At 63.3% G+C, this 26007-nt stretch carries 22 protein-coding genes; 14 read left to right on the top strand and 8 right to left on the bottom strand.

Annotated elements, in window-relative coordinates; all coding sequences use genetic code 11:
* Nucleotides 1-391 precede the first annotated feature (391 nt).
* Nucleotides 392-1171: a glutathione S-transferase family protein gene (locus BP26_RS0126255; protein WP_084183471.1), complete on the bottom strand. Its 780-nt coding sequence runs from the start codon at nucleotides 1169-1171 to the stop codon at nucleotides 392-394.
* A 377-nt stretch (nucleotides 1172-1548) separates the two neighbouring features.
* Nucleotides 1549-3816 carry a DUF6351 family protein gene (locus BP26_RS0126245; protein ID WP_051749569.1) on the bottom strand — a complete coding sequence of 756 codons (2268 nt, stop codon included), beginning with the start codon at nucleotides 3814-3816 and terminating at the stop codon, nucleotides 1549-1551.
* A gap of 369 nt (nucleotides 3817-4185) precedes the next feature.
* Here BP26_RS0126245 and BP26_RS0126240 point away from each other — a divergent pair, with 369 nt between their 5' ends.
* Together BP26_RS0126240 and BP26_RS0126235 are read left to right on the top strand one after the other, a co-directional pair.
* Nucleotides 4186-5238 (top strand): extracellular catalytic domain type 1 short-chain-length polyhydroxyalkanoate depolymerase, encoded by a 1053-nt coding sequence (locus BP26_RS0126240; RefSeq protein ID WP_051749568.1) that lies wholly within the window; start codon nucleotides 4186-4188, stop codon nucleotides 5236-5238.
* Nucleotides 5239-5502: 264 nt separating this feature from the next.
* On the top strand, nucleotides 5503-7116 hold the full coding sequence (locus tag BP26_RS0126235) for a right-handed parallel beta-helix repeat-containing protein (protein ID WP_084183470.1): 1614 nt from the start codon (nucleotides 5503-5505) through the stop codon (nucleotides 7114-7116).
* Nucleotides 7117-7162: 46 nt separating this feature from the next.
* Here the strand turns inward: BP26_RS0126235 and BP26_RS0126230 are convergent, their stop codons facing one another.
* On the bottom strand, nucleotides 7163-8203 hold the full coding sequence (locus BP26_RS0126230; RefSeq protein ID WP_051749567.1) for an AraC family transcriptional regulator: 1041 nt from the start codon (nucleotides 8201-8203) through the stop codon (nucleotides 7163-7165).
* Nucleotides 8204-8310: 107 nt separating this feature from the next.
* On the opposite strand from BP26_RS0126230, the gene BP26_RS0126225 reads away from it, so the two are divergent.
* Nucleotides 8311-10608 (top strand): DUF6351 family protein, encoded by a 2298-nt coding sequence (locus BP26_RS0126225; RefSeq protein WP_029923510.1) that lies wholly within the window; start codon nucleotides 8311-8313, stop codon nucleotides 10606-10608.
* Nucleotides 10609-10706: 98 nt separating this feature from the next.
* Here BP26_RS0126225 and BP26_RS0126220 read toward each other — a convergent pair whose 3' ends face one another.
* Genes BP26_RS0126220 through BP26_RS0126205 form a run of 4 tightly spaced genes read right to left on the bottom strand, consistent with a single transcriptional unit; the run spans nucleotide 10707 to nucleotide 13340 of the window.
* Nucleotides 10707-11933 (bottom strand): MFS transporter, encoded by a 1227-nt coding sequence (locus tag BP26_RS0126220; protein ID WP_029923509.1) that lies wholly within the window; start codon nucleotides 11931-11933, stop codon nucleotides 10707-10709.
* Nucleotides 11930-12259, bottom strand: coding sequence for a hypothetical protein (locus BP26_RS0126215; RefSeq protein ID WP_029923508.1), 330 nt, complete (start codon nucleotides 12257-12259; stop codon nucleotides 11930-11932). Before BP26_RS0126215 ends, BP26_RS0126220 begins: the two co-directional genes overlap by 4 nt.
* A 1-nt stretch (nucleotide 12260) precedes the next feature.
* A complete protein-coding gene (locus BP26_RS0126210; protein ID WP_029923507.1) occupies nucleotides 12261-12824 on the bottom strand; it encodes an isochorismatase family protein in 564 nt (187 codons plus the stop codon).
* A gap of 60 nt (nucleotides 12825-12884) precedes the next feature.
* Nucleotides 12885-13340, bottom strand: coding sequence for a MarR family winged helix-turn-helix transcriptional regulator (locus tag BP26_RS0126205; RefSeq protein ID WP_029923506.1), 456 nt, complete (start codon nucleotides 13338-13340; stop codon nucleotides 12885-12887).
* Nucleotides 13341-13766: 426 nt separating this feature from the next.
* On the opposite strand from BP26_RS0126205, the gene BP26_RS0126190 reads away from it, so the two are divergent.
* On the top strand, nucleotides 13767-16529 hold the full coding sequence (locus tag BP26_RS0126190; RefSeq protein WP_169740790.1) for a DEAD/DEAH box helicase: 2763 nt from the start codon (nucleotides 13767-13769) through the stop codon (nucleotides 16527-16529).
* A complete protein-coding gene (locus BP26_RS0126185) occupies nucleotides 16522-17748 on the top strand; it encodes a hypothetical protein (protein WP_029923502.1) in 1227 nt (408 codons plus the stop codon). Before BP26_RS0126190 ends, BP26_RS0126185 begins: the two co-directional genes overlap by 8 nt.
* Nucleotides 17749-17904: 156 nt before the next feature.
* Here BP26_RS0126185 and BP26_RS0126180 read toward each other — a convergent pair whose 3' ends face one another.
* Nucleotides 17905-18492, bottom strand: coding sequence for an ArsR/SmtB family transcription factor (locus BP26_RS0126180; RefSeq protein WP_029923501.1), 588 nt, complete (start codon nucleotides 18490-18492; stop codon nucleotides 17905-17907).
* 64 nt (nucleotides 18493-18556) lie between these two features.
* Here BP26_RS0126180 and BP26_RS0126175 point away from each other — a divergent pair, with 64 nt between their 5' ends.
* The 9 genes from BP26_RS0126175 (at nucleotide 18557) to BP26_RS29990 (ending at nucleotide 25993) form a co-directional block, all read left to right on the top strand.
* Nucleotides 18557-20911: a CocE/NonD family hydrolase gene (locus tag BP26_RS0126175; RefSeq protein WP_157572798.1), complete on the top strand. Its 2355-nt coding sequence runs from the start codon at nucleotides 18557-18559 to the stop codon at nucleotides 20909-20911.
* 724 nt (nucleotides 20912-21635) lie between these two features.
* Nucleotides 21636-21959, top strand: coding sequence for a hypothetical protein (locus BP26_RS29995; RefSeq protein ID WP_157572797.1), 324 nt, complete (start codon nucleotides 21636-21638; stop codon nucleotides 21957-21959).
* Between the two features lie 61 nt (nucleotides 21960-22020).
* Nucleotides 22021-22413 (top strand): hypothetical protein, encoded by a 393-nt coding sequence (locus BP26_RS0126170; RefSeq protein ID WP_029923499.1) that lies wholly within the window; start codon nucleotides 22021-22023, stop codon nucleotides 22411-22413.
* A gap of 250 nt (nucleotides 22414-22663) precedes the next feature.
* Nucleotides 22664-23209, top strand: coding sequence for a hypothetical protein (locus tag BP26_RS0126165; protein WP_029923498.1), 546 nt, complete (start codon nucleotides 22664-22666; stop codon nucleotides 23207-23209).
* A gap of 10 nt (nucleotides 23210-23219) precedes the next feature.
* Complete coding sequence (locus tag BP26_RS0126160) at nucleotides 23220-23750, top strand: hypothetical protein (RefSeq protein WP_157572796.1); 531 nt, start codon at nucleotides 23220-23222, stop codon at nucleotides 23748-23750.
* Nucleotides 23751-23930: 180 nt separating this feature from the next.
* Nucleotides 23931-24104: a hypothetical protein gene (locus tag BP26_RS0126155; protein ID WP_157572795.1), complete on the top strand. Its 174-nt coding sequence runs from the start codon at nucleotides 23931-23933 to the stop codon at nucleotides 24102-24104.
* Between the two features lie 290 nt (nucleotides 24105-24394).
* On the top strand, nucleotides 24395-24997 hold the full coding sequence (locus tag BP26_RS0126150; RefSeq protein ID WP_029923495.1) for a contact-dependent growth inhibition system immunity protein: 603 nt from the start codon (nucleotides 24395-24397) through the stop codon (nucleotides 24995-24997).
* A gap of 172 nt (nucleotides 24998-25169) precedes the next feature.
* Entirely contained in the window at nucleotides 25170-25517 is a 348-nt protein-coding gene (locus tag BP26_RS0126145) for a DUF6678 family protein (RefSeq protein ID WP_029923494.1), read from the top strand.
* Nucleotides 25518-25609: 92 nt separating this feature from the next.
* Nucleotides 25610-25993 (top strand): hypothetical protein, encoded by a 384-nt coding sequence (locus BP26_RS29990; protein WP_157572794.1) that lies wholly within the window; start codon nucleotides 25610-25612, stop codon nucleotides 25991-25993.
* Nucleotides 25994-26007: the final 14 nt, after the last annotated feature.

Below are 26007 nucleotides of genomic sequence, written 5' to 3'. Positions count from 1 at the left end.
CCGGCGCTGCCGTCTAAACGACGCTGGGCACGCTGGCGCAAGCCAGCCGTGCGGAAGTGCCGGTCCCCGGCCAGGGCAGGGACCAATGGATCGACTACAACCCGCCTGCCTTGTATCCCGGTTCCACGCAGCTGCCAGATCCGTGAGAGGGATGTCAGCTTCTGGGTTTTGAGGCATGTCCGGTTCGCAGGCCCGAAGCCGACGTCGCTGATCGGCAGGCTGGCGCTATTTCCCTCCATGTCCATGCCGGGGATGAATTCGCAGGTTGCACCAGAAAGGGCTGGCCGATAGCTCCACGATGGTTGCCCAAGACTGTGAGCGATCAATCAGGCGGCGCGCCTGGCCTATTAAAGGCCGCAAGTTGAACCCTATAACGTCCAGCGCCGGAATCTCATCCGTTGCAATCTTCGGTAGCTGCCGATTGCCCGCGATGGCGTTGGTACATCTCTCGCACCCAATCGGTGGCCGGATGCCTGGCCCAGCGTGCCAGCCATTGCTCGAGTTGCGGTGGCCGCGGATGAGGATATGCGAGTGGGTATTGGTCCGGCAGCGCCGCCGGGTGCAGCACGACCGCAGCGGTGAGATCGGCCACGCTGAAACGGTCACCGACCAGATAGCCATGCGGCCCGAGGTTCTTGATCACTAGATCCAGTGCTTCCAGCATGCGGCTCAGGCCCTCTTCGACGCCGCGTTTGGTGATCCGCATGTCCATCTTCATCACCCGCCGCGTAACGGGAAAGCCTGCGCGGTACAGCGTGCGAGCCGACGCGGGATAGCCGGTCGAAAACAGGTCGGCGAAGTAAGCGCCCGCGGGCAGCACCTCGTGAAAGAACGCGCGGCGGATTTGCATTCCGGCATCATCGAACCAGGTTTGCAGCTCTAGCGCGCGAGCGCGCAGCGCCGGATCGGCTGGATACAGCGCCGGTGTCGGAAAGGCACGTTCGAGATGGTCGATCACTGCGGCCGATCCCTTCACCACGATATCGCCGTGGGTCAGGATCGGCATGCATTTCTGGCCGAAGCGCGGCAGCAGCTTCGGAATGTGTGGCCCCGGTAACAGCGAACGACGCACATGCGGGATGCCCTTGTAGTCCAGCGCCCAGCGAGCCTTTTCCGGGTACAAGGAAAGGCGGAATTGCCATAACTCCAGTGCGCCTGTATCAGTGGGCATGAATATCCCCTATTGGCGAAGGGTGATGTCTAAAGACATTGTTCTCTGAGATGGCGCCATGATCGTACCAAAACGAAACGGTTGGCCTCGGCCGAATACGGCGGCGAGCTGCTGCTTGTCTCCGCGGAGATTGCCTGCTCGACCTTCAGCATGCCTGAGGCCAAGCCCGACACTGCCATGGGTATTGACCTCGGGTGCGACATGGGGGGCGTTTCGTCGGCGCGCCGATAAATGTCGCGTCATCGACCTCCACGCCGGCAGTCGCAGGCACCTCGGTCCGCTTGCCGTCCAGCAGTGACTCGATAGCCACCACCAACCAGTCGGTTTGGAAACTGTCGCCACGCGGGCCAGACCCCATGAGCGGCGCCGGACCGGCTTTATTGAAATGGCGCGAAAGCGGGGCCGGCCAGGCCGCCGCCTGAATTCGGCGGTGCCACTGGCAGCGGCGTGCCGCCATAAAGGACCGCGCCGCCGTTGCCCTCGTAGGTCTGCCAGGCAATGGTCGGCTGCTTGTCGACGCCGGGCTTGCTGAAATCGCACACGCCGTCCTTGAACAGCCCTTGTAGCTGCGCCCACTGCGCATCGGTGAACGTCACCGCGCCATAGTCTCCGGCACGGTCAAGCGGCTTGAGTTGGCATTTGTTGGTGTCGGTGGTGATGGCGTCGCCGGCGACGATGCGCGGCGTGGCCAGGATCGGCACTACCGCTTCGCCGCATAAGCTGTCGCCCAGCTTGACTCCAATGCCGCTCCAGCACGCGTCGCCGATGTCCCCAGGCTTGTCGGCGACGAGCTTGGCCGCAATCGCGGTGTTGCCCAGATCGATCTCCACCGCAGACAGCCAGCGATCCATGGCGTCGAGGCCGTTGACGTTACAGGCGGTGTCGCCGACGATCAGGAACGGCCCTTCCCAGATGACCTGGTTGGCATGCGAGCCGTGCGCGGCGTCCAGGCGGGCGCGGATGGCGAAGGCGCGATACGCATCATGGAACAGGCCGGGGTCCGGGCCGCGGCAATCGATGATGGCGGTCTGGTCGTAGTTCGTGGTCTCGTTGATCATGCCCGCGCGATAGGCATTGGCCAGCGCGGGCTCGACCGCCGCGGTCCTGGATGCGGTGGCATTGGTATCGACATCGAGGCCGCCGATCTTGAGGTTCAGGTCCACGAACTGGGCCGCGCTGATCTTGCCCGACTTCAGGGCGGACAGACCGTATTGCACGCCGACGTTGTCGACCGGGAAGCCGGCAAACCCATGCCCGGCGACCTTTTCGCTGTCCGTCCACAGCTCCGGCGGACGCGGGCCGAGCAGATTGATCGCCGCGTCCGTGATGGTGCAGCGCACCCCGCCCGGATTGGACTTCGCGTCGTAACGGTCCTGCGCATTGATGCCCGAGCAATGATCGGTCGGTACCGCGACGTGGAATTGAGCCGATTCGCTGACGTTGGCATTCAGGGTCGAGATGTGTCCCATCACCGCCGCCTGCTGCGGCTCCGGCCAGGAGACCCCTGCCGCCCATTTCGAGCGGTCGTTGAAGTAGCCCAGCAGCAGGTGGTAGTCGGCGAACTGCGTCGCCGTGCTCCAGGCGTCGGGGAACGAGCAGGTGATGACGACGCCCTGGTAGATCCCCGGGTAGGCATTCGCGATCTGCTGCTGGGCGAGTGATCCGCCGGAGCAGCCGGTGCCGATGGTGTAGCGCAGGGTGCCGTAGGCCTCGACCAGGTGCTCCTTGGCCATCATCAGCGACTCGGCTTGCAGGGCCACGTTGCAGTTGTGGTCGCTATTGTCCAGGGCCGTGGACATTACGGCGTAGCCCCTGCCCAAGGCATGGATCGCGCTGTCCGGGATGATCTGCGTCGGCAGGCTGAGGCTGATCCCAGCGAGGCCCAGCACATTGGCCGGGGCATAGCTCAGCACGCTGGGCGCGGTGCCGGCCTGGTAGGCCACGCCGCAGGCGTGGCCGTGCATGATCACCAGCTTGTGGTTGAACTGCTTTTGCGGCTGGACGGCGCTCCAGTCCTGGCCCGGCTGGTAGAGCACGGCGATGGCGTACTGATCCCGGTCCAGGTAGCCGATCTCCTCGCGCACGATGAACGGCAAAGTCGCGCCCTGGTCGGTTGTAGTCCGCGCCACATCCGCGGCGGGGTTCGCCGGGTCGTACGGCTGCAGCCCGACCTTGAGCGGGTTCGAGGAGAGGTAGAAGTACTGGTAGACCGGCGCCTGGTTGCACTGCGCATCCACCGCCGCGGCCTGGCACGTCCACGGCTGCAGCTGCGGGCCGGCGAATATCGGTCCTCCGCTCGGGTGATTCACGATGGTGGCTCCGCCGCTATCGTCGCCGACGGTGGCCGTGATCGTATTGGTGCCGACGCGCATACCCTGGACCAGGCCCACGAACCTGTTTTGCGGATCCAGGGAAAAGCGCTGGGTGACGTCGGTGCCGTTCAAGGACACCCTGGCTTCCGACGGTGCGTGTCCGGAGAGCACCACCTCGATGAGCGCATCCCCGCCGCTGATCAGATCGGCCCGATTCGACAGCACCCGGATCAGCCTGGAGCCGCCGCCGGAAACCGGGCTGCTTTGGCCGCATGCGATCAGAAAAGCACCGGCCGACAGCAGCAACAGCAGCCGCACAACATTCTTGTGCACTCGATTCTCCCCGGTTGTGCAAGGCGGCGCGGCGCTTGTATTTGTTCTGGCGCCAGCAACAGGAAGCCAGCATTGTGCGTCGGCGCAAGCCGGGATTCCGGACCGCAGTTGCGATTTCCGGACCCGCCGACGAGGGATGGATTGCCGCCTGCCGGCAAGCCCCTTCCTCGCGTCGCGGCTCCCCACTTGGCGAGCGGGGCGGAAAAAACCGCCACCGCCCGGCGGAAATTGCCGAAAATCCCAAATCAGCGTCCGGAATATGCGTCACGCTCGCCGCCGCCTGTTGTTTAGTATCCAGCCGGCAGGCCTGACCGATGGGCGCGACGAAAACACTTAAAGACGCAGGCCGCCTGGGGGATTGTCATCGGAATGAACCAATATCGGCGCGGTACCGCGCTCGTCTTGTGCGGGCTGTTTTTTCTTCTCGCCGGCTGCACCGGGTCGGAGCCTGTCGGCCAGGACACGAATGCCGAAATCCGCTACGCCAATGCCTTCGGCAACTATCGCAGCCTGGTCTACATCCCCGCCTCCGTAAGCTCCGATACGCCGGCGCCCCTGGTGGTACTGCTGCACGGCGCCAATACCACGGCGGAGCAGCAGCGCGCCGCGAGCCTGTTCGATCCGGTGGCGGCGCGCGAAGGGTTCATCATGATGTATCCGGACAACGAGACCAGCGGCGCCATCGGTCCGCACCTGGTGCAGGCCTGGCATTTCTACGATCCGGTGGAGATGGTTCGCGGCGTCGGAGACGCGCAGGCCATCGCGGAACTGACGCGCAAGGCCATGGCGACGTGGAACGTGGACCCGGAGCGCGTCTATATCGTCGGCATGTCGGCCGGCGGCTGGGAGACCAGCATCATGGGCGCGACCTATCCGGATCTGTACGCGGCCATCGGCATCGCGGAGGGCGGCGCTTACGGCATCGGTCTTCTCGGCGTGGGCCAGCCGCTGGGTCCGGACTTGACGCCGCCCGCGGTGCTGGCGCTCGCGGCGCATGCGGCGATGGGGTCCTACGCCCGCGTCGTCCCCTTGATCGACTTCCAGGGCGAGCAGGATCCGGCGGCCACGCCGGCGAGCGGGGCGAACGCGATCCGGCAATGGCTGATGACGAACAATCTGGTGGTTTCCGGGAACGGGGCATCGCCGTTTCCCCTTTCTCCTGCGCAAACCACCGATGTGACGCCGGCGGACGGGGGCTACCCCTATCACGTGGATACCTACCTGGACGGGGATGGCTGCCGCATCCTCGAGCAGGTGCGCATCGAGCAGATGCAGCACTTCTGGCCGGGAGGCTCGTCCGATCCCAAGCTGAGAAAATTCACGGACCCCAAGGCGCCCAGCGGCGCGGAAATGTCCTGGGCCTTCTTGAAGCGCTTCCGCAAGTCCGATACCGCGCCTCCCTGCACGGAGTCGCGGTCGTGAGGACCGTGATTTCCTGGCCGGTCCTTCACCGCATCGGCCGGTCCGGAAATCACAATTATCGTCCGGAATCGCCTCTTGCCCCCAATTACAATGCAAATCTCGGGGGAACGATAACAACAAGGCTCGCGGCCTCCGTACGCACTGCCGTGCCCAGGCGAGCCCGATAACAAGCTACGGAAGAGAAAAATTCTGCATTTCCTTTTTTACCCCACAACGGTCAACGGCACCGCTGCGTCCGGCGTGACCATCACGGAGGAGTATTGCATGCGCAGGAATCTCGGGATGCGGGCGACGGTCGTTGCCCTCGCAGGCGCTGGCGTGCTGTTCGCCGCGCCGGCCTTCGCCACCAACACGACGTACTACGTCGACGCCACCAACGGCTCGGACAGCAACACCGGCACCAGCCAGGCCGCGCCGTGGAAGACGCTGGCCAAGGTCAACGCGACCACCTTCTCGCAAGGCGACAGCATCCTGCTGCGCGCCGGCCAGCAGTGGATCGAGCAGCTCAACCCGAAGGGTTCGGGCGTGAGCGGCAACCCGATCACCATCGGCGCCTATGGCGACGGCCCGCGGCCGTACGTCGACGGCCGCAATGTGGCCGGCGGCAACTCCGGCGGCGCGGCAGTGATGCTGCTGAACGTCTCGTACTGGACCATCAGCGGCCTGGAAGTGGTCAACGACAACGGCAAGAACAATGTCGGCACCGTGACTTCCCCCGGCGCGAACCGCAGCGGCATCCTGGTCAACAACACCAGCGGCACCGGCAAGCACGGCATCACCATCATCGACAACTACGTCCACGACGTGAACGGCTGCTTTGTCTGCTCCGGCGCCAACCCGCAGACCAATGGCGGCATCGCCGTGCTGGCCGACGCCATGAACGGCTTCAGCAATGGCGCCAGCAGCTGGGAAGGCATCCAGATCCTCAACAACACCGTCGAGAACGTCGGCCGAACCGGCATCGTCTTCACCGACTACTCGACCGGCTTCCTCTACGCCGTCTCCCAGGACGCGCTCAGCAAGAACGTCACCATCTCCGGCAACCATCTCAAGAACATCGACAGCGACGGCATCATCCTCACCGGCTCGATCAACAACATGATCGACCACAACGTCATCGACGCCGCCGGCCTGGTCACCGTCTCCGGCTCCACCGAGCCAGGCGCCGCCGGCATGTTCGTCGCCAAGACCACCAACAGCGTGATGCAGTACAACGAGGTCTCCGGCGTGCAAACCCACGTTGTCGACGGCGAGGCCTACGACATCGACCTGCTGACCAGCAACACGACCGTCCAGTACAACTACAGCCACGACAACCAGGGCGGCGCCTTCCTGCTGATGGGCGGGAATTTCTCCGGCACCGGCGGCATCGTGCGCTACAACCTCAGCGTCAACGACGCCTTCGCCGCCAACGGCGTGTTCACGCTCTCCAGCGGTCTGATGTCCGGCGTCAACATCTACAACAACACGGTCTACATCGCGCCGGGCCTGCACGCGCACCCGACCTACCAGGAAGGCTGGAGCGGCGACAACAATAACAGCTGGTACTTCCGCAACAACGTGATCGTGAACCTCGGCACCGGCACCTGGGTGCAGCCCAAGGGCACGGGCACGGTGATCAGCAACAACCTGATCTTCGGCAACCACACCGCGGGCGAGCCGGCGGACGCGGCCAAGATCGTGGCGGACCCGCAGATGATCGCGCCGGCCGCCGTGGCGCCGGCGGGCCTGGCTGCGGTGGGCGGCTACGGGCTGGCGGCGACCTCGCCGGCCAAGGCCAGCGGCGTGGTGATCGTCAACAACGGCGGCGTGGACTACTTCGGCAATGCGGTCCCGGCGGCCACCGCGCCGACGCGCGGCTTCGACGAAGTGCAGTGAGTTGGTCCCCGCCGCACTGACCTCACGCCGGTGCGGCGGGATGCCCTTACGCGGAGCCTGGAGTCTCGCCGGCCGCAGCCGGCTGCGGTTGCCCGGACCGCCAGTCGCGCGGCGCCCGGCCGGTCCAGCGTTTGAAGGCATGGGTGAAGCTGGAGACCTCGCTATAGCCGAGCCGGGTGGCCACATCCCTCACGCTGGATTTGCCCAGGCCCAGCAATTCCTCCGCGACGGTCTGGCGCACTTCGTCCGCCAGGCTCCGGAAGGATGTGTTCTCCGCCTCCAGCACGCGGCGCAGGTTGCGCGAGGTCATGCGCAGCTCCGCCGCCACCTCCTCCATGTCCGCCCCCATCGCGGGACGGCGCATCAGCATGTGGCGCACCTTGCCTGCCGTGCCGCCCCAGACCTTGTGCCGCGCCACGATCGCTTCCAGCTGCGCCTGGCAGTGCTGCAGTGTGGCGGCGTTGGCCTGGGGCATGGGCATCTTGCGGAAGGCGGCATCCACGACGATCTGATGCGCCGGGGCGTTGAATTCAGGCTCGAAGCCCAGCAGTTCGGCATACCGCTTTGCATGCGCGGGCGGAGGGTAGGCGAAGCGCGCCCTGCGCTTGGGCATCGGGCATCCCAACACCTCGTCCATCACCCTCGGCAGGGCAAACAGGTCCCGTTCCACGATGATCTGGCGCAGCGGCGCGGGGATCTGCCGGTCGTCGAAGGTGAAGACCAGGTCGTTGCCGATCACCTCCTGGCGCTTTTCCACCAGCGTGAAGCTCAGTTCGTGGTAGCTGAGGCCAAGATCGATGGCATCGCCGGCCGTGGCGCAGCTGCACATCGCGAACGTCAAAACACCATACACCGGCATATGGAAGCGGGCGGCCATGCGCAGGCCCAGTGCCGGCACCTGCGGCAACCCGCGCATGATGTTGGCGATCACCGTGAATTCCTGCTGCGGCGAGACCTGCAGCTCCAGCTGCAGCAGCTGCTCCGGCGCGAGGCCCGAATCCGCCAGGCAGGCTCGCGCGCTCATGCCATGCTCGGCCGCCGTGTCCACCATCTGCACGATGCTGTAGATGCTGCGGGAAATCTGCATGTTCTATGTCACCGATCCTGCAATGGGCTCACTTCCCAGTGCCCGAATATAGCTGCTGAACAGCCCAATGATAATGGCGCAAACACCCGTAGGCATGGAGATTGTTCGTGAAGCAGCACTTTAAGAGAGTCTTGCTGCTCACCGTGGCTTGTTTGCTCGCGAGCTGCGGCAGCAGTTCGCCGGTAGCCGGTACTGGATCGGGTGCGGACGGCTCCGGCCCCATATACGGCAGCGCCATCCAGGTCCTGTCCAACCGTGCGGACCTGATCAGCGGCGGCGATGCGCTGGTGCAGATCGTCTTGCCCGCGGGCACTCCCGCCTCCGCGGTCACGGTGAGCCTCAACGGCAGCGACGTGAGCCCGCAATTCTCCTTCACCGCCAGCGGCGCCTACATGGGCCTGGTCAGCGGCATGGTGCTGGGCCGCAATACCATTACCGCCAACTATCCGGGCGGCAGCAGCAGCTACGCCTTGATCAACCATCCCAACGGCGGCCCGGTCCTTGCCGGCCCGCAGCAGATGCCGTGGACCTGCCAGCAGACCGCGGTGGATGCGCAATGCAACCAGCCGCCGGCCTACTCCTTTCTGTACATCTCCTCCAACCCGCTGAAACAGGGCTTCCAGGCTTACGATCCCGCCGACCCGCCAAGCGACGTCGCCGGCACAACGACCGACAACGGTGTCAGAGTACCTTTCATCGTTCGCGTGGAGACCGGCTACCAGGACCGCGATCAATACAAGATTGCCGCGCTTTACCAGCCAGGCAAGCCCTGGACCGCCGTAGCCCCGCAAGCGCAGTTCAACCACAAGCTGCTGATCTCCCATGGCGCCCTGTGCGGCGCCTCGTTTGAGCCGGGTACCGCCCCCAGCGTGACCAATTACGCGGCACCGTTCGGCTTGCTCGCCGGCCTGCCGGTCACGGTAGGGCCGAACAGCCTGCAATATGCACTCGGTGCGGGTTTCGTGGTGATGTCGACGGCGCTCGACAACAGCGCCCACGACTGCGATGTGGCGATCCAGGCCGAGTCGCTGATCATGGCCAAGGAACGCGTGATCGAGCAGTACGGCACCTTGCGCTACACGATGGGCTCCGGCTGTTCCGGCGGCTCGCTGGCGCTGCAGTGGATTGCAAACGCCTATCCGGGCATCTACCAGGGCATCCTGCCGACCTGTTCGTTTCCGGACGCCTGGAGCACGGTCACGCAGGTTGCGGATTACCACCTCCTCGTGACCTACTTCGGCGACTTGGCCCTGGGTGTCGGCGGGACATCCGGCGTGCCGTGGACGCCGGTGCAGGCCGCGGCAGTGGAGGGCAGCGATCTGCCGCTGAACGCCGTGTTCGATAACATCGGGCTGTTTCCGGCCTTCGTGCCAAGCAACGTTTGCCCCGGCACGACCGCGGCCACGGTCTACAACGCCCAGACCAATCCCGGCGGTGACCGCTGCGGCCCGACCGATCTCGGCATCAATGTGTTCGCTCCGCGTGCGCCGGCGGTGTGGACCGCCGTGGAAAAGAAGCTCGGTCACGGCTTTGCGGGAATTGCGGCGGACAACGTCGGCGTGCAGTACGGCCTGTCCGCGCTTCAGCAGGGCTCGATCACGCCGCACATGTTTCTGGATCTCAATACCAGGATCGGCGGCCTGAACATCGACATTCAAGCGAGCCCGGATCGTCTGGTCGCAGACCAGCCCGCGCTCGCCAACGCCTATCGCAGCGGCATGATCAACGAAGCCAACAACCTGGACCAGACGGCAATCATCGATTGTCGCGGCCCCGACCCCGGCTTGGGCCACGACGCCTACCGCGCCTTCGCGATTCGCGCCAGGCTGGACCGTGAAACCGGCGGTCACGCCAATCAGCTGATTTGGGAAGGGCCGGCTCTCATCTTCGGGGATGCCGCCTGCAATCAGAATGGCCTCATCGCCATGGATCGCTGGCTGGCTGCGGTGGAAAACGACCACAGCCCGGCCCCGCTCGCTCAAAGAATCGTCAGTGACAAGCCGTCCGATCTGGGAGATGCCTGTTTTGACGGCGTCGGCAACCAGCTCTCCGCCAACCTCTGCGGCGAGCGGATCGTGCCGATCTACGGCACCGCGCGGACGGCGGCCGGGGAAGCCATTACGACGGATGCCAACAAGTGTCAGCTCAAGCCGCTGAACCGGGGGGACAACTACGGTTCGATCCCGTTCACGGACGCGCAGTGGGCGCAGATGCAGACCTTGTTCCCAGGTGGGGTTTGCGATTTCAGCAAGCCAGGGGTGGATCAGCAGCCGACGATTCCCTGGCAGACCTATCAAGATGCACGGGGCAACGCGATCTATGGCGGTACCCCGCTGCCTGCGCCGCCTGTCAACTCAGGCGGAGGCTGGGCGAGCCCGGCGTTCGGTAGACCTGCCTCTATCTGATGGAGATATGGGTTAATCCGCAGTGCCGTGCGCGCCGCCCCCTGATGGAAATCCCCCGTCTTGAATGCCTTCTTCGGGCCTGCAAACAAAGCGAAAATTCAAACTGAAGCTCGTGGTTCCAGGCGGGCCAAGGCGTAAGCGCCGACGATCACCGCTGCAAAGCCCGAAGCCGCGCCGACCCCAAGCGCCCAGCGCGGCCCGCATTGATCCGCTACCCAGCCGACGATCGGCGCACCGATGGGCGTGCCGCCGAGTGCGACACCGACGCGCAGCGCCATCACCCGTCCGCGCATGGCGGGCTCGGTCGAAAGCTGCATCAGGCTATTGCTCGTATTGGTCAGCGTCAGGGCGGCCACGCCGATGATCACGAGCGCAGCGGCGAACAGCCAATAGCTCGGGGCGAGCGCGGCCAGCGTGCACCCGAGTCCGAAGAACCCGGAGCCCAGCAACAACAAGCTGAACCGCGCCCTGCGCCGGGCTGCGCCGAGCAATGCCCCGGCAACCGTTCCGATCGCCATGATCGAGGACAGCAGGCCGTATCCGCGGGCATCGGCGTGGAAGACGCGGACTGCCATGGTCGAGATGAAGATGGGGAAATTCAAGCCGAAGGTGCCGACCAGGAACAGCATGGCGAGCACCGCCTTGAGGTCCGGACGTCCCCAAACATAGCGCAATCCCTCGGTGAAGCTTCCCCTGGCCCGGTGAGCCCGCGCACTCGGATGAAGTTCGGACCCGCGGAGCAACAAGAGCGAGAACAGCACCGCGATGAAGGAAACACCATTGATCAGGAAGGCCCAACCGGTGCCGATCGCGGCGATGACCACACCCGAGACCGCCGGCCCGATCATCCGTGCGGTGTTGAACGAGGTCGAGTTGAGCGCCACCGCGTTGTGCAGGTCATCGTCCCCGACCAGTTCGGCGACAAAGGTCTGGCGTACAGGCGCATCGAACGCCGCCGCGCAGCCAAAGAGGAACGCAAAGACGTAAACCTGCCAGAGCTGGACAATGCCCGCGACGGTGAGGATTCCCAGCGCCAGGGCGAGGGCGCCCATCGTCGCCTGGGTGAAGATCAGGAGCCTGCGCTGGTTGAAATGATCGGCGGCGGAGCCCGTCCAGGGCAGCAGCAGGAGCTGCGGCGCGAATTGCAGCGCCATGACGACACCGATGGCCGAAGCGCTGTGATGCGTGAGCTGGGTCAGCACCAGCCAGTCCTGGGCCGTGCGCTGTACCCAGGTACCGACGTTGGAAACGAAAGCCCCGGCGATCCAGATCCGATAGTTGAAACCGCGCAGCGACCGGAAGACGCCAGCCACGGGTAGCGTCATCGACGCTCCGGCGCATTGCCGCCATGGAAGCGGCCAAAATGCCGCGCCGAGAAGAGGCTGATGAGCAGGCCGCCCAGCCCGAGCGCGGCGACATCGCCCGTCTCCCGCAGATGGAAATCACCAACGCGGCAGGCGAGCCAATAGCCGACAACCAGATTGAAGAATCCCCATAGCACGTTGACGGTCGATGAGGAGAGCCCCTGTCCCGGCGGCTTGGCGAAGGGGCTCTGGAAAGGCCTGCCCATCATGCCGCTGACGACATGCGGCACTGCGTTCGCGAGGAAAACCCCACCGAAAAAGCAAGGCAAGAGATAGTGCCAGGACATATCAGGCACCCCTCGCTGCAAGCAGGTCGATGATGTCCCGGCAGGTGCCCGTTTCGCCAAGCCGCGGGAAGACATTCCTGATGCTGTAGTCGTGAGCCTCGGGACGCCTGTCAGTCATGGCGTCGATGGCGAGAGTGACATTGAACCCCTGCTCATAGGCCTGGCGCGCGGTCGACTCGACGCCGGTACCCGTGGCCACGCCCAGGATCACTACCTGGGTGACACCCAGCGCCTTCAGTTGCGCTTCCAGACCGGTGCTCGCGAACGCACCCCAGGTCCGCTTCGTGACCAAGATGTCGCCGGGTTGCCGATTCAACTCCGGAACGAGATCCGTCCACCCGTCCGGACGGGATCCGGCTTGAGACTGCTGTTCTGTCCGGCCTGGCGCCCCGCCGGCGACATTGACGAGCACGACCGGCAAGCCGCGCTCGCGGAAGGCATCGGCCAACTCGCGGGCCCGCCCGATGATGTCGCCTATGGGATGGATGAGGGGCAGGCCGACGATGCCCTGTTGCAGGTCAACAACGATCAGGGCCGTGTTGGGGTCGAGCGTGGTCAGCGCCATCGGAGTGTCCTCTTGAAAGTCACGATGCGTTCGGCCGGGCGTGAGCCCCACGAAACGTTGTCAGTCCTCGACGAGCCGTTTGAGCAATTCGACGGAAGCGGAGAGTTCGTCCTGTTCCCGCGGGGACAGCCGCGCCTGGATGGTGCGGGTCAACCAGTCCTGTCGCGCCGCCCGTCCCTCGCGAACCCACTTGCGGCAGGCCTCGGTGAGCGAGAGCAGCGTCTGCCGGCCGTCGTTCGGGTCCGGTGCGCCGCTCACCAGTCCTGCGCCCTCCAGCGCGGCAATGACCGGAACCATGGATTGCGGACGCATCCCCTCCGCCCGCGCGAGAGCCGCAGCTGTCGCCGGGCCGTCCTGCTCGAGGCGGAGCAGTACGGAAACCTGGGATGGCGTCAGGTCTCCCGTCAGATGCCCCTGTTCGCGCAGGCGGCGTTTCAGCTTGCCGAGCAGGGCGCGAAGATCCTGCGCCAAGGCCGGGGCGCTGGAGGATTGGCGGTCCTTCGGCCGAATTTTCATGCCGATACAGTAACAGATAGTAAGTTTATCTGACAAGTTCATCTGATTAGATAAACTGTCTAATTAACGCATCATTGAAGTGTGCAAGCTGTGCCTTCCGTGAGCTGTGCGTCGAGTTTTGGCTCCTTGGCAGGTGAGGCACCCCGGTGATCGGCCCGGCAGCCGCCGGCCGGTTCTCGCCGCTGGTCCAACCCAGGCCGATGGTATTGTCAAGGTCGACCGCGCCGCGGCAGCAGTCATCGTGGAAGATGGTGCAAAATAGACCTTGCAAGTGCTCCGCCGTACATGGCCTGGAGTCGCGCTCGCACGTCCCCATTCGTTCAACCCCCTATGAGCTTCCTTGCGCAGCTACGTCAGCGATCAGATCCCGGATACGACGGAGCTTCGCTTTGCTACCTGCTGCAGCGGGGGGGTGAGCCGCCCTTTGTGCGCCTGTCGCTGCGTCTGGCCCAGGTTCACGGCGATTGCATGGAAGGTCACGGCACAGCTTATGTGATCCAGCCAACGCATCTGCGTGCGCCCCCTCCTTTCGTGAGAGCGGACGATGTCGGCGTGCTGGCCGGTCTGGTGGACGCCGATCGGGCCTGGCTGAGTCAAAGCGCCGGCCAGGCGCCCGGCGGCTGGACGTTTCTCAGCTCGATGCTCGCTACGCAGCGCTGCTTTGTCGATATGCCGGGTCAGGCCCCCTGCCGCCTGCGGGCCCTGGCGCCGCTGCCTGCCGAACTTCAATGGATCGTCGATCCGGACGGGCGCCAGCGCCTTCATTGGGCGGTGGATGGGCAGGTGCTCGCGCTCGCCGGGTCGCGTGATCTCGTGGTCTACCAACCCACGAACCACGGTCTGGCACCGCTGCAACATGATCTCGGTGACGCGGCACTGGAATCCGCAGCTCCCTTTTTCTTTCCGCAGACGCTGGAAGCCGTCGACTCGCTGGTCGCAAGCGCCGAGCGCTTGACGACCTTGGGACTGCCGTTGCCGCAACGGCTGTGCCTGCGCCGCATGCCCCTGCGCCCCACTGCCGTATTGCATTGCGATCTGCCCAGCGGGGGCATGCCGCCCCGACTCAGGCTGCTGTTTCAATATTTGGGCGATGAATGCTGCGTTTGCTTCGCGGACTGGAAGGAGACGGCCGGATACCGCTACTGGAACGGTATGCAGCTCATCGAAATCGTCCGCGACCCGGAAGCCGAGGCAGCCTCCGCCGTCGGGCTGGTGGAGCGCTTGCGCGGATTCACCGCCGCGGCCGAGGGCGGATGGACCGCCGAGCCCGCTGCCTGGCAACAGCTGCTGACCGAGGCGCTGCCCGAGCTGGAACAGAATGGATATCAATGGCGTTTCACGCCCGCCTTCGCTCAGCACTTCGCCTGGGCCGAGGGCTGGCAGGTCAACGTCTCGCCCCGGGGTGATACCCACTGGGATCTGCAGATGCGCATCTCCATGCAGGGCCGGACCGTCGACCTGATGCAGCTGCTCGCGCAACTCCCCCCGGACTGCCTGGAGCAGGGGCGCATCCCCCTCCAGGATGGCCGGCTGCTTCTGCTGCCGATCAAACAGGCCCGGAGCCTTGCCGCGGAACTCGGCGACCTGACGGGCCAGAGCGGCTCCGGCCGCTTGCCCTACAGCCAGCTCAACCGGCTGGCGACGGTGGCGCAAGCCCTGCCGGAAACGACGCATTGGCTGGATGAGGCGGGTTTGCTCGGTCGGGCCAGTCGTCTCCTCCAGCCGGCGCAGACCTTGTCGCAGGTGGATACCGGCCTCCGCGCCACCTTGCGCGGCTACCAGTGGCATGGCGCCTGCTGGCTGCAACACCTGCGGGCGCTTGGCGTCAACGGCTTGCTCGCGGATGACATGGGCCTGGGCAAGACCCTGCAAACCATCGCGCATCTGAGCCTCGAACGCAGCCAGGGTCGACTCACGCTGCCGGCGCTGGTGGTGGCGCCGACCAGCCTGCTGCACAACTGGCGTCAGGAGCTGGCCAGCTTTGCCCCCTCGCTGCGGTGCTGTGTCGTTCATGGCGCCGCGCGACATCGCCTGTGGACCACCCTCGGCGACCATGACGTGCTCATCACCAGCTACACGCTGCTGGTCAATGACCTCGAGCGGTGGCAGCAGCAACCCTTGAGCTGGCTGGTGCTCGACGAGGCGCAGTGGATCAAGAATCCAGGAACCCGCGCCAGCCAGGCCGTCAGGCAGATCGCCGCGGAGCATCGGCTGGCCCTGACCGGCACGCCGGTGGAAAACCATCTGGGCGAGCTGTGGTCGATCATGGATTTCCTGAATCCCCAGTGCCTGGGCTCGGAGCGCAACTTCCGGCGTTACTTCCGTGAGCCCATCGAAGAGCAGGGCGATGCCTCGCGACTGCAGCTGCTGCTGCAGCGCATCTCGCCCTGGATGCTTCGACGCACCAAGGATCAGATCGCCACGGAGCTACCCCCGAAAACGGTCATCCAGCGCAAGGTGCCTTTCGCAGACGGACAAGAGCATTTCTACGAGGAGCTCCGGTCAGCCACCTGGTCGGACCTGGACGCGCGCCTTGCAGAAACCGAACACTCCGGGGAGCAGCGCGTGCTGGTGCTCAGTGCCTTGCTGCGGTTGCGCCAGGCCTGCTGCGATCCCTCATTGCTGGGGCGTCCCGAAATAGCTTCCGGTAAGCGCCAGCACTGCCTGGAAATGATCACGGAGCTGGTCGAGGAGGGGCGGGCCGTGCTGCTGTTTTCGCAGTTCACGGCGATGCTGGCCCTGCTGGCGCAGGACCTGCGCCAACAAGGCATCGCGCATCTGGAATTGACCGGGCAGACCCCGGCGGACGAGCGCAGCCGGAGGGTGGCCGCCTTTCAGGCCGGTGCAGCGGCGGTATTCCTCATCAGCCTCAAGGCGGGCGGCGTGGGATTGAACCTGACCCGCGCGGACACCGTGATCCACTACGACCCGTGGTGGAACGACGCTGCCGAACGCCAGGCGTCCGACCGCGCGCATCGTATCGGCCAGGATAAACCCGTCTTCGTCTATCAGCTCATCACGGAAGACAGCGTTGAAGAACGCATTGCCGAACTGCAGCAGCGCAAGGCGCTGCTCGGCGAGCATGTGAATCAGGGCGCCCAGGCCAGCGGCCAGCATTTTGCGGTGAAGTTCGAGGAATTGATCGCGTTGTGTCGTCCAGCTGACGATGAAGGAAACCGGGATGAATAAACGGGCGGCTATCGGTGCCGGCTCTATCGACATCGGCGCGGTGGACCGATTCCTGGTCGAGCACGGTTCTTTCACCGTGCTGGACTGGCTGCTTGCCGAAGGAATGCTGGCCTACGCCGACTATGCCGCATGGCGCGACGGCAACCGCGAAACGCTGGACGAAGCTCTGCCGCTGCCGCCCGCGGATATCGATCGCCTGCTGGCCGAGGTCGATCGCCATGGCCATGCCCTGCACCTCGCCGCAGAGCCCAGGGACGTTTTCGTCTGGTCCACATCGAACCCGCAGCCGCTGAAGGCCAGCAAACGAGCCGAGGTCCATCGCCGGCTGGTGCAGCAATGGCGGCGCGCCAGCCACGCACCGCAGTTCGACCTGTTCATGGACAACGCGGCATCGGTGGCCGAAAGCCGCCTGTGCGGGACGCTCGGCAGCCGCAGGTTCGATGAAGCCACGCGGGATTTGCATGCCCTGTCGCGACTCGACCCCGCGAACAAATCGCTCGGCCACTACCAGGATCTGATCAACTACGGCCGCCATTCACAGGCTACGGCTCCAGCGGACCCGCACGGCCTGCGCGCGGAGTTGGATGGTCTGGAGCAGGAAGTCCAGCCGCTGGCCCGGACGCTGCTGGCGGCCAACGCGCGCGACTACCTCACCCCGGCCTGGCAACGCCTGGCCAAGGCGCTCGAGGAGCTTCCCGCACAGGAAGACCTGGATGACCGGCTGCACACCAGTTATGCCCTCGCGCAAATCCCGGATTGGGAAGCCGTGCGCCAATGTTTGGAGAGCGAACCCCGGCTGTTGAAGCGGCCGCGATGGCTGCAGCGCCTGGCCCGGGCTTGCCGCGCGACGGGCAAGCCGGAGACTGGATTGCTCTGGTGGCTGGTGTCTATCGACCGGCATCCGCATGACGCCGCTTCGGCGCTGGAGCAATGTGATGACCCGGTCCTGAGCAGGTTGTTCAGTGATTTCCTCAGCGTGCAAAACCGCCTTCGGATCGAACTGCCTGAATCCGGATTTCCGGGGTTTGTCCTGTTGCGGCGCCCCGGGTTGGTTCACTACCTGGGCACCGTTGCACCGCTGGAGCGGCCTGAAACCGCCTTGATGGTCGGGTTGATAGAGGCCCGCCGCGACGGCAAAGACGAGATCGCTTTGCGCAAGTCGCTCGGTGAAATCGATCTGGGGTTGCTGGCGATGTATCTGCAGGTGGGTATTCGCTGAGGAGCGGACCGAAGGACGAAGCCATCGCCGGCCTGCAACGGTGCGGTCGCGGGCCGGCCCGTCGCGGCCGACGAATGCCGGCTTTCAGGATGCCCAGCCCATGTCCGCCTCGCTGGCCCAAAGCGCTGTTCGGAACGGCACAAGAGTGCCCCTGGGTCAATTATGGGACGCGCGGCGCGCTTTCCGCCGCACCGGACTCAGCGCAAAGGTGAGATCGAAGGCTTGGCGCCCGGTCGATTGACTGGCCGATGCACGCGAGATGACATCGACCAGGCGCAGAAACAGCTCGTTGACCTCTTCCAGATCGGCCTCGGAGAGCCAGCCTTTCACGTGCGTCGCCCACAACTCCCGGAGCGGGCCGTCGGTAACCGTGGCATCCGAGGCGCATGCTCTTGCCACGCCCTTGAACGCCGTTTGCAGCCTTGCCCGGGTCAGCGTGGTCACCGCATGCCTGCGCATCGGCGTGGACAGATCAAAGCGCACCGATACCGGCCGGCCTGGGACTTCGTAAAAGCAGGTGTCTCGTGCGCCCGCAACCGGCCGGCTGGTTTCTATCAGAAGCCCGCAATCGCGCAGGGCCTTGACGTGATAGTACAACGCGTGGCGGGAACGGCCGAGCTGCCGCGCGAGTTCGCTGACACTGCAAGGCCCGATCAGCACGACCGCATCGATCACCTCCTCCCGCCCCGGCGAAGCGATTACCTCCAGCTGTGCCGGGCTTGAAACCACGAAAGGTTTACTCACTTGCCACTCCGCGGCCTTGTGGTGTAAAAGATTATCATATTTTTTACATCATGCGGATTTCGCCATGCAAGCACGGCAGCATCGAATCCCGCGGGGGAAATGGCCGGTTGTGGCGGCACTCCTGGCGGCCGCACTGTCGGCCGTGCCGCCAGCTCATGCCGGCGATGCGGCCACCGTCCTCCTTGACCGTCCGCTGAGCGCGCAGGCCTCCGACCTTGCCGACGTAATGTCGCAGGTGGCGCAGCGCGCTTTGGCGCTCGACCCGCAGACCGAGCCGCGGCAGCGGCTCGACGACCGTTTCCGGCTTGAGCTTGCCGCGGGCCGCTTTGTCGAGGCGGAGCACACCGTCGCCAGGCTGAACGCCATGGATGATGGCGCCCGGCCGGGCGGTTCTCTGGTGAACCTGCGGTGGTCGCTCTATGCCAGGGCCAAGGCGGCCGCCCTGAAAAACGGCACTCCTTTCGCGGACGCCTTCACCCAAGTCACGGACCAGGCGCTGAAGGCACTCGATGGCCGGAGCGCTTACGCTCTTTTCTATTCATTCAATACGCCGCTCCAGATCCTGCAATCCGGCTTCGATTCCGTCGTGGCGCGCAACGCGGGTGTCTCCTCCCTTGACGTTGCGGAGGCGATCGCCCTGGTGCGTGCCTACGAGGCGTGGGCGGCGTACCGCGAATTTCAGCCGCTGGTGGAAGGCCTGGCCGCCGCCGACGATGCCCGGCGCTATGTGATTGACTCCGATCTGCGTGTCGGCACGCCGGACGGCGCCACCGTCTGCGCCCTGGTCGTGCGGCCGAAAGGCACCGGGCCGCTACCGACGCTGCTCAAGTTCACCATCTACGACGATCCGGCCGTCACCCTGGACGACGCGCGCCGCACCGCCGCCAACAACTATGTCGCAATGATCGGCTTCACCCGTGGAAAAGGCTGCAGCCCGCAGGTGCCAGAACCGTTCATCCACGACGGCGCCGACGCCGATGCGCTGATCGAATGGATTGCCCGCCAGGGCTGGAGCGACGGCCGGGTCGGAATGTACGGAGGAAGCTACGAGGGCTTCACGCAATGGGCTGCGGCCATGCATCCGCCGAAAGCGCTCAAGGCCATCATGCCTTCGGTTTCGGCCTCCCCGGGCGTCGACTTTCCCATGGATGGCGGGATATTCATGAGCTACGGCCTGCCCTGGCCGTTGTACACCACCGGCAACAAGTATCTGGACGACGCGGTCTACTTCGACCCGCAACGCTGGGACCGGCTGCAGCGGGACTGGTACCTTTCGGGCCGCGCCTACCGTGACCTCAATGCGATGGCGGGAGTCGCCAATCCGGTCTGGGAGCGCTGGCTTTCGCACCCTCTCTACGACGGCTTCTGGCGCGGTCTCAAACCCACCATGGCGGAGTTGGCCAAGTTGGACATCGCGGTTCTGACCACCACCGGCTATTACGACAGCGGACAGTCGGGCGCACTGTCCTACTGGACGCGCCTGGTCCGGTCGCGTCCGGCGGGAAGACACTACCTGCTGATCGGGCCTTGGGATCATCACACAGCCCAGCTCGGAACCATCAGTCCCCTTGGGGCGCGCCAGAGCGTGCTGCGGGAGATGCCGATCGACGATGCGGGACAATTCGACATCGCCGATCTTCGCTATCAGTGGTTCGACTGGATCTTCGGACGCGGCCCCAAGCCCGCCATCCTGGCTGATCAGGTCAATTTCGAAGTGATGGGGGCGAACCGTTGGCGCCACAGCTCCTCGATTGCGGCCATGGGCCGCGCCCGGCGCTATTACCTGACCGGCAACCCCGCGCCTCACGGACACCAGCTCGGCTTCAGGCCGCAGCCGACCCGGGCCAGCAGCCAGACCATCGACCTGCGTGACCGCTCGGACGTGGACCAGTTCGCGCCGCGTGGCCCCCTGATCGACCAGGCATTGGACGACTGGCCGATCGTCACCCAGGACCTGGATCTGGCGAATGCGATCGTGTTCGAAACGCCGGTTCTGCCGCAAAGCCTCGAGGTTTCCGGGCTGTTCACGGCCCGCCTGGACTTGACGATCAACAAGCACGACCTGGATCTCGCAGTCACGTTGTTCGACATCACCTCCGACGGCAAGTGGGTTCAACTGTCGTACGACTGGGAGCGGGCGAGTCAGGTGAGGGCTCCCGGCCGGCGACAATTGCTGCAACCAGGGCGCCGCACCCACTTGATGTTTCAGGCGCGCCGAACCACCAGCCGACTACTCGCCGCGGGCGACCGCTTGGCGGTGGTCATCGCGGTGCTCAAGCAACCCGGTGAGGAGATCAACTATGGCAGCGGGCGTCCGGTGGAGGACGAAACGATCGAGGACGCTAAGGCCCCGCTTCGAGTGCGATGGTGGGGGGACAGTTGGCTGGATGTTCCCTTGGCGGTTCCAGAACAACGATGAGCGCAATGGTGTACGGGAAATCGCGGCCGCCTATCCTCGGTTCCACCGAAGGAACGGACGCCGCCGCCCGAAATCGGTGGTTCGGCCACGCCGCTTCTGTCGCCGTAACGTCGATATAACGGCCCATTTCTGCCCGTCGCGACAGGCAGCTTTGCGATAGCCTAGCTAATTGGAATCACGTGGAGCAGAAATGATTCGCCTTGGGTGGCTCAACACAAAGCGAGCAAGATTTCCTCCGGTCCGCGCAGCCCGACTTGATTTTTTGTTGTCTTGTCACTCTATGAATCCGATGGGTTTTCTACGGAAGCGGCATTGGCACTGCGAGACCTCCTAAATACGCAAGATGCTGAAGGATGGTGGTTTCTGTCTCCTGCCGACTTCATCATCGTATTTCTCTCTAAACTGTCTGGACCGCAACGGGCGGCCACGTGCCTGAAAGCTATCAGGCGTCTCCAAGAATCAGTTCCTGGACTTGCCGGCCTCAAGTGCGGCCAGGCAGAGGGACCCGCCATCGCGGAGTTTGACTCGGAAGGTCATATTCGCATGATGCCTCTCGGTAACGTCATGAACAAAGCAAGACGACTCAGTGTGAGAAAGCCCCCGGAATTCAGTGGCGATGGAATCGGCGACGACAAAAAGCTATGAACCCCGTCCGGCGACAGTCGGCCCAATCCAGACGGTCGTCAATGACTCCTTTTTGGCAGGCTGATCAGTTATTTCCAAGATGATCGACAAGAAGCTCTATGCAGAGGCATGGCGAAGCCGCCGCCGCCGCTTTGCATGCTTTAAAACCATTCAAATCGCTGGCCTGCTAGTCATACTAGCCGGCGCGTATTTCGCATCCCGTTTGAAATCATCTCTGTTCCTGCTCCCTCTCCCAATTTGGTTCCTTGGATACCTGGCCGTTGGAATCTGGCTGAACAGATTCCGCTGTCCGCGCTGCGGCCAGTTGTATTATTGGAACCTAAGGCGGCAGGGGTACATGGAGCGACTGAACAAGTGGCGCGAGTGTCATCACTGCGGCTTGCAGCAAGACGGTCTGCCGTGATCGCGTCACAATCGGCCCATTGCGGCCGGTCGTGACTGGCGGCTTTCAGGAGGTCTAGGCCATGCCATACCGCGCCACGAAGTCCCGTATCCTCTTCGGCTGGTGCGTCGTCCTCGGATTCATGGGCATCGTGCCGTTTTTGTCCTATCGGACTGCGATGGCCCTGGTGCCACTCTGCGCCTTGGTCGGACGAATGTGCCTGGGTCCCACGCAGGGAAAGCCACTTGGCGAACTCGTCGAAGAAGACCCTCAGCGTTGGCGCACCGTCGCCCTGATCTGGCTGGTCGTAGCCGCCTTGGCGGTCTATACCGCCCTTTTTCACAGGACGGTCATTACTTTTCTGATGGCATCGCCTCTGGGCTGGTTAATCTTCTTCGCCGCAATACTCGGACCCTTCATTCCATCGATCTACCAGCATGAGCGGGAACGCTACCGCAATGCGCCTCGCTATTGAGGAACCCGAAGGACCGGTCCGTGCACGTCGAAGCCTGGCGCTACAATGGGCGGCAGGCGGCCCGAAGCAGTCTGTCGCGAACGGCAGCTTCCGGGTAGGCTAGCTGTGGTGAAATATCAAGACTCCAAAGGCCTCAATGAAGCGCATCCCGTAGGGCAGGTTCGCCGCGAAGCGGCGTGCCTAAAGGGATTTCCGTTGGTCATAACCTACCTTCCGCGGATGCGCCGCTCCGACCACCGAAGTGAAACTCATGCCAAATCAAAAGAAAGGGGCTCATGCCGTCCTTTACGCCTGCCTGAGTCTCCTCGGAGTTGGCGTCTGCGGTGGCGATGAAGGCGGCGGCAACCTGTTCCAGGGCGGATTCAAATCGGCATTCGGCTATGAGCCGGGAATAGCGCTGGATACATCGGACAGCTCTCTCACGCCGCACAAGTCGCCCGATGGCTCGAACTACTCCTACGGGAAGAGCTTGGAGCCGGGCTATGCCCCGTTTCAAAAGGTGGAGATTTCGAAAACACCAAAGAGCAATCTTGTTGCCGCCTTGGAAGCGTCCGTAACGCTGTCATCGGCGGACGACTGCGCGCACACGGCCGAGAAGCTGACCTTGCGTATGGAGAAAGAACTGGGCGTTACTGCAAAACGTCAATCCCCGATTCCAGGATGGATAGCTAATGAAACAAGCCAGGGGACTCGCCAGCTATCAATAATGTGCCAAAGCAAGGTCCTGGTGCTCTCCCTCGAAGACGAGGCCCTGAAAAATCGGGCGTTACTGGAATGGGCTGGCAAGACTCAATGAAGTCCGCATCGTGTCCAACGGCGTTCGGGATTTATCAGTAAATGCAGAGTGTGAAATGAACGTGAATATTTCAGAGGAGACAATTGCGCAGATTCAGAACTACGATCAATTTCAGGACATGTGCGTTGAACTTCAAAAACTCGACGATTCGAGCCGGTTTAACCTGCTCTTCCCTCTGGCGATTGCGAGGAGCTCGGCTAGCAGCGTCGCCGCGAAGCTACTGGTCGCTACGGAGCCCAAGCCTCAAGAATCATGCTCCCAGTTATTAGAGAAGATCGCCAGGTCATCTCTAGATGCCAGTAATCACGAAGTTCCCTTTTACCTGATCGTACAGTTTGGGAAATCAAATCTCCTTAATGAGTATAGACAGTATTGCGCTAGCACAAGGCTGTCCGACGAGGAGAAGCGGCGCGTGTCAATTGTGGCTTACTGGACTGCTCCTCCTACAGAGCATCTTGTTTTGCAGCTCCATCAATGGGAGTGGCAAGATGAATATATTCAGCCGTCGCTTCCACCCGATCGGCCTGCAACCAGTGGCTGAAGCCACATGTAGAGCGTCGCCTGTCGGCCCATGCCGTCGCTAGCGACCGTCCGCTGTGGGGAGTTACGATGGGTAGGCCAATGGTCCAATAGATGGCTTGGCACTTAGAAAATGATCTTCCGCGCACTCCTAAAACAAAAGCTCCGTGCCCGTTTCGGCGGATATATAGGAGCCGGGAGCATGGATGAGATTGTCAACGGCATATCGGAATGGAGTGCTTTTCAGATGCTCATGCCGAGGTTCGGTAAATCTCGCGCGCAACGCGAGGAAGCGATTTCCCAGATGCAACTCGCAATTGACCGCATACTGGCGACGAAGCCGTCTCCACCATCATCCAAGGAGATTCCGCGATGAATGATAAATACAGTTGGCCGCAGCCGGCTCGAAGGAGTCACTGGCCAATGGCCGGTTTGAGGGACGCGACAATGGGACTGTGCGCCAGTACTGGAAGGCTGGGTTTGAGGCGTTGTAGAGTAGGTCGTTAGAAGACATGGATCTTGCGGTCCAATTCGGTGGCAGTGCCGACGGGCTTACGAAATCAATACGTTGCAGCGCACTCGTCCGAGGAGAACCGCCCAAATGCACCAATTATTTGCCGCTGTTGATCCGTCCACCTGGCGTTGGGCGTTAAACAGGAATCAGTAGTGTTTGGCCTATTCAAAAAGCGAGACATCGTGAATCGGCGAATTCTCGACGACGAGTATGAAGAGCGGCAGGGCAAGCGAGCCAGAGTCCAAGCTGTGTCCGAAGCAATTATTGTGGCAAGCGAATCAGGTCGAGGTCTCTTGCATGTCGATCCCGATGCCTTCCATTGCTTTCTACAGCCTGATGCGGACGATGCGACGCTTGGCGAAACGTTGCTTGGCGCCCTTGCCGCTAGTCGTTTCTTGCTTTCGGAAGAGGCCAAGGAGTTTAGGGTCAACTACGAACAGCACTGGAGCGCTTGGGTCTCGAAGATGGTGGCAGTGACTGGCATCAAAGATCGCAAACGCCTATTTCAGCGCATGGCATCCTGTGGAGTGGCAGCCCGGAATGGCAACATCATATTCACTCCCACTATCAAGCGAAGGGGCGAGGCATGGGAGGGTCTTGGCAGGGACTTCAAGTCCAGCATCCCGCTGGAGTCGAGCCCGAAGATCGTGGGCGCGGCGCTACGGGAGGCACTGAGCAAGTGCGTTCCCGACGTCATCAAGTCTGCCCAACACAATGCTGCAGCCAAGCCGCGCAAGATGCGCGCGGCTGGCTGAGCTCCGCGTTGGGCACCCACTACGAAGTGGAAATCGACGCTCACTACGGCGTGCCGGGCGTATGGCCGGCACTTCCGCCTAAGCGGGTCAGTAGGCTGTGATGCCGAGCAGATGTCTTATGTCGGCCCCTTGCGGACGGTCGTCAGTGACCGCTTTCAGGTAGCCTATCCCCATGAGTGACAGAAAGGACTTCAAGGAGCAGGCGCGCAAAATCATTGCGCGCCGCAATTTGGGCGGGCTCGCGAACGACACGAAGTGGGGCGAGTTCTTCTCGGAGTTTAAAAATGCGCGAATCGCTCTCGAATTCAAATTTATTGACGACGAAAGACCCGTCCAATGTGGTGTGCTCTGGATGCCGGTTCCCGGGTACATCGAGGGAAACCACATGGCGCCGTACCCGTTCATTTACATTGAGTGGGTTCGGTCGCACAACGTAGAGCCAGTGGTCGGCGCAGCGAAGGCAGCGGGACTTGAGGTTATCGTCGAAGATGGCACTGCTGTTGTATATGGATACCGATAGAGGTGGCGTCAGGCAGCAGCCGGCCCGTTACGGACCGCCGCGAATGACTGTTTTAGGGTAGCCTAAGTTTTTCGGCCACCGTCCCCGAGCCCATGCCCGAATCCATCGATGCCGCAGTCGCCGCGTGTGCCAAGGCATGTACGGAGGAATCCAGTAAGCGCGCCTGTGATGCGCTCTTATGGGCTGCCGGGAACAATCATGCTGGTACTTACGGACCTTCGGCGCTGACGCTTGTTGATGGCCTTGAACCTGTCATCAATTCCTCTGCGCCATGGGCGCAGCGTGCCGCACTTGAAGCGATGATCGACCTATATGGGTCCTTTGAGTCCGAATCCGGCGAACAGCTCGCCCGTGAGCTTCGCCAGCGCATCGCCAGCCTGGAGCCCGAAGTCATTGCAATTTCGAAGTCATCAAGCGTTGCGGCCCCAAGCGCACTTGCTCTCTTGGAGCTTCTTCATGAACCTGCGCCTAATTAACGCTAGTGGCTGGC

The organism is Nevskia soli DSM 19509, from assembly GCF_000711955.1.
GTDB classification, from domain to species: domain Bacteria; phylum Pseudomonadota; class Gammaproteobacteria; order Nevskiales; family Nevskiaceae; genus Nevskia; species Nevskia soli.
Note: the sequence above shows the minus strand (reverse complement) of the source record. Positions and strands in the feature narration are given on the sequence as shown.

Excerpts from the sequence above, each read along its gene's own strand:
- BP26_RS0126165 (WP_029923498.1), top strand. The coding sequence starts at position 22,664 with ATGCCAAATCAAAAGAAAGGGGCTCATGCCGTCCTTTACGCCTGCCTG.
- BP26_RS29990 (WP_157572794.1), top strand. The coding sequence starts at position 25,610 with ATGCCCGAATCCATCGATGCCGCAGTCGCCGCGTGTGCCAAGGCATGT.
- BP26_RS0126205 (WP_029923506.1), bottom strand. The coding sequence starts at position 13,340 with ATGAAAATTCGGCCGAAGGACCGCCAATCCTCCAGCGCCCCGGCCTTG.
- BP26_RS0126185 (WP_029923502.1), top strand. The coding sequence starts at position 16,522 with ATGAATAAACGGGCGGCTATCGGTGCCGGCTCTATCGACATCGGCGCG.
- BP26_RS0126170 (WP_029923499.1), top strand. The coding sequence starts at position 22,021 with ATGCCATACCGCGCCACGAAGTCCCGTATCCTCTTCGGCTGGTGCGTC.
- BP26_RS0126220 (WP_029923509.1), bottom strand. The coding sequence starts at position 11,933 with ATGACGCTACCCGTGGCTGGCGTCTTCCGGTCGCTGCGCGGTTTCAAC.
- BP26_RS0126155 (WP_157572795.1), top strand. The coding sequence starts at position 23,931 with ATGGATGAGATTGTCAACGGCATATCGGAATGGAGTGCTTTTCAGATG.
- BP26_RS0126255 (WP_084183471.1), bottom strand. The coding sequence starts at position 1,171 with ATGCCCACTGATACAGGCGCACTGGAGTTATGGCAATTCCGCCTTTCC.
- BP26_RS0126235 (WP_084183470.1), top strand. The coding sequence starts at position 5,503 with ATGCGCAGGAATCTCGGGATGCGGGCGACGGTCGTTGCCCTCGCAGGC.
- BP26_RS0126230 (WP_051749567.1), bottom strand. The coding sequence starts at position 8,203 with ATGCAGATTTCCCGCAGCATCTACAGCATCGTGCAGATGGTGGACACG.
- BP26_RS0126175 (WP_157572798.1), top strand. The coding sequence starts at position 18,557 with ATGCAAGCACGGCAGCATCGAATCCCGCGGGGGAAATGGCCGGTTGTG.
- BP26_RS0126215 (WP_029923508.1), bottom strand. The coding sequence starts at position 12,259 with ATGTCCTGGCACTATCTCTTGCCTTGCTTTTTCGGTGGGGTTTTCCTC.
- BP26_RS0126240 (WP_051749568.1), top strand. The coding sequence starts at position 4,186 with ATGAACCAATATCGGCGCGGTACCGCGCTCGTCTTGTGCGGGCTGTTT.
- BP26_RS29995 (WP_157572797.1), top strand. The coding sequence starts at position 21,636 with ATGATCGACAAGAAGCTCTATGCAGAGGCATGGCGAAGCCGCCGCCGC.
- BP26_RS0126210 (WP_029923507.1), bottom strand. The coding sequence starts at position 12,824 with ATGGCGCTGACCACGCTCGACCCCAACACGGCCCTGATCGTTGTTGAC.
- BP26_RS0126145 (WP_029923494.1), top strand. The coding sequence starts at position 25,170 with ATGAGTGACAGAAAGGACTTCAAGGAGCAGGCGCGCAAAATCATTGCG.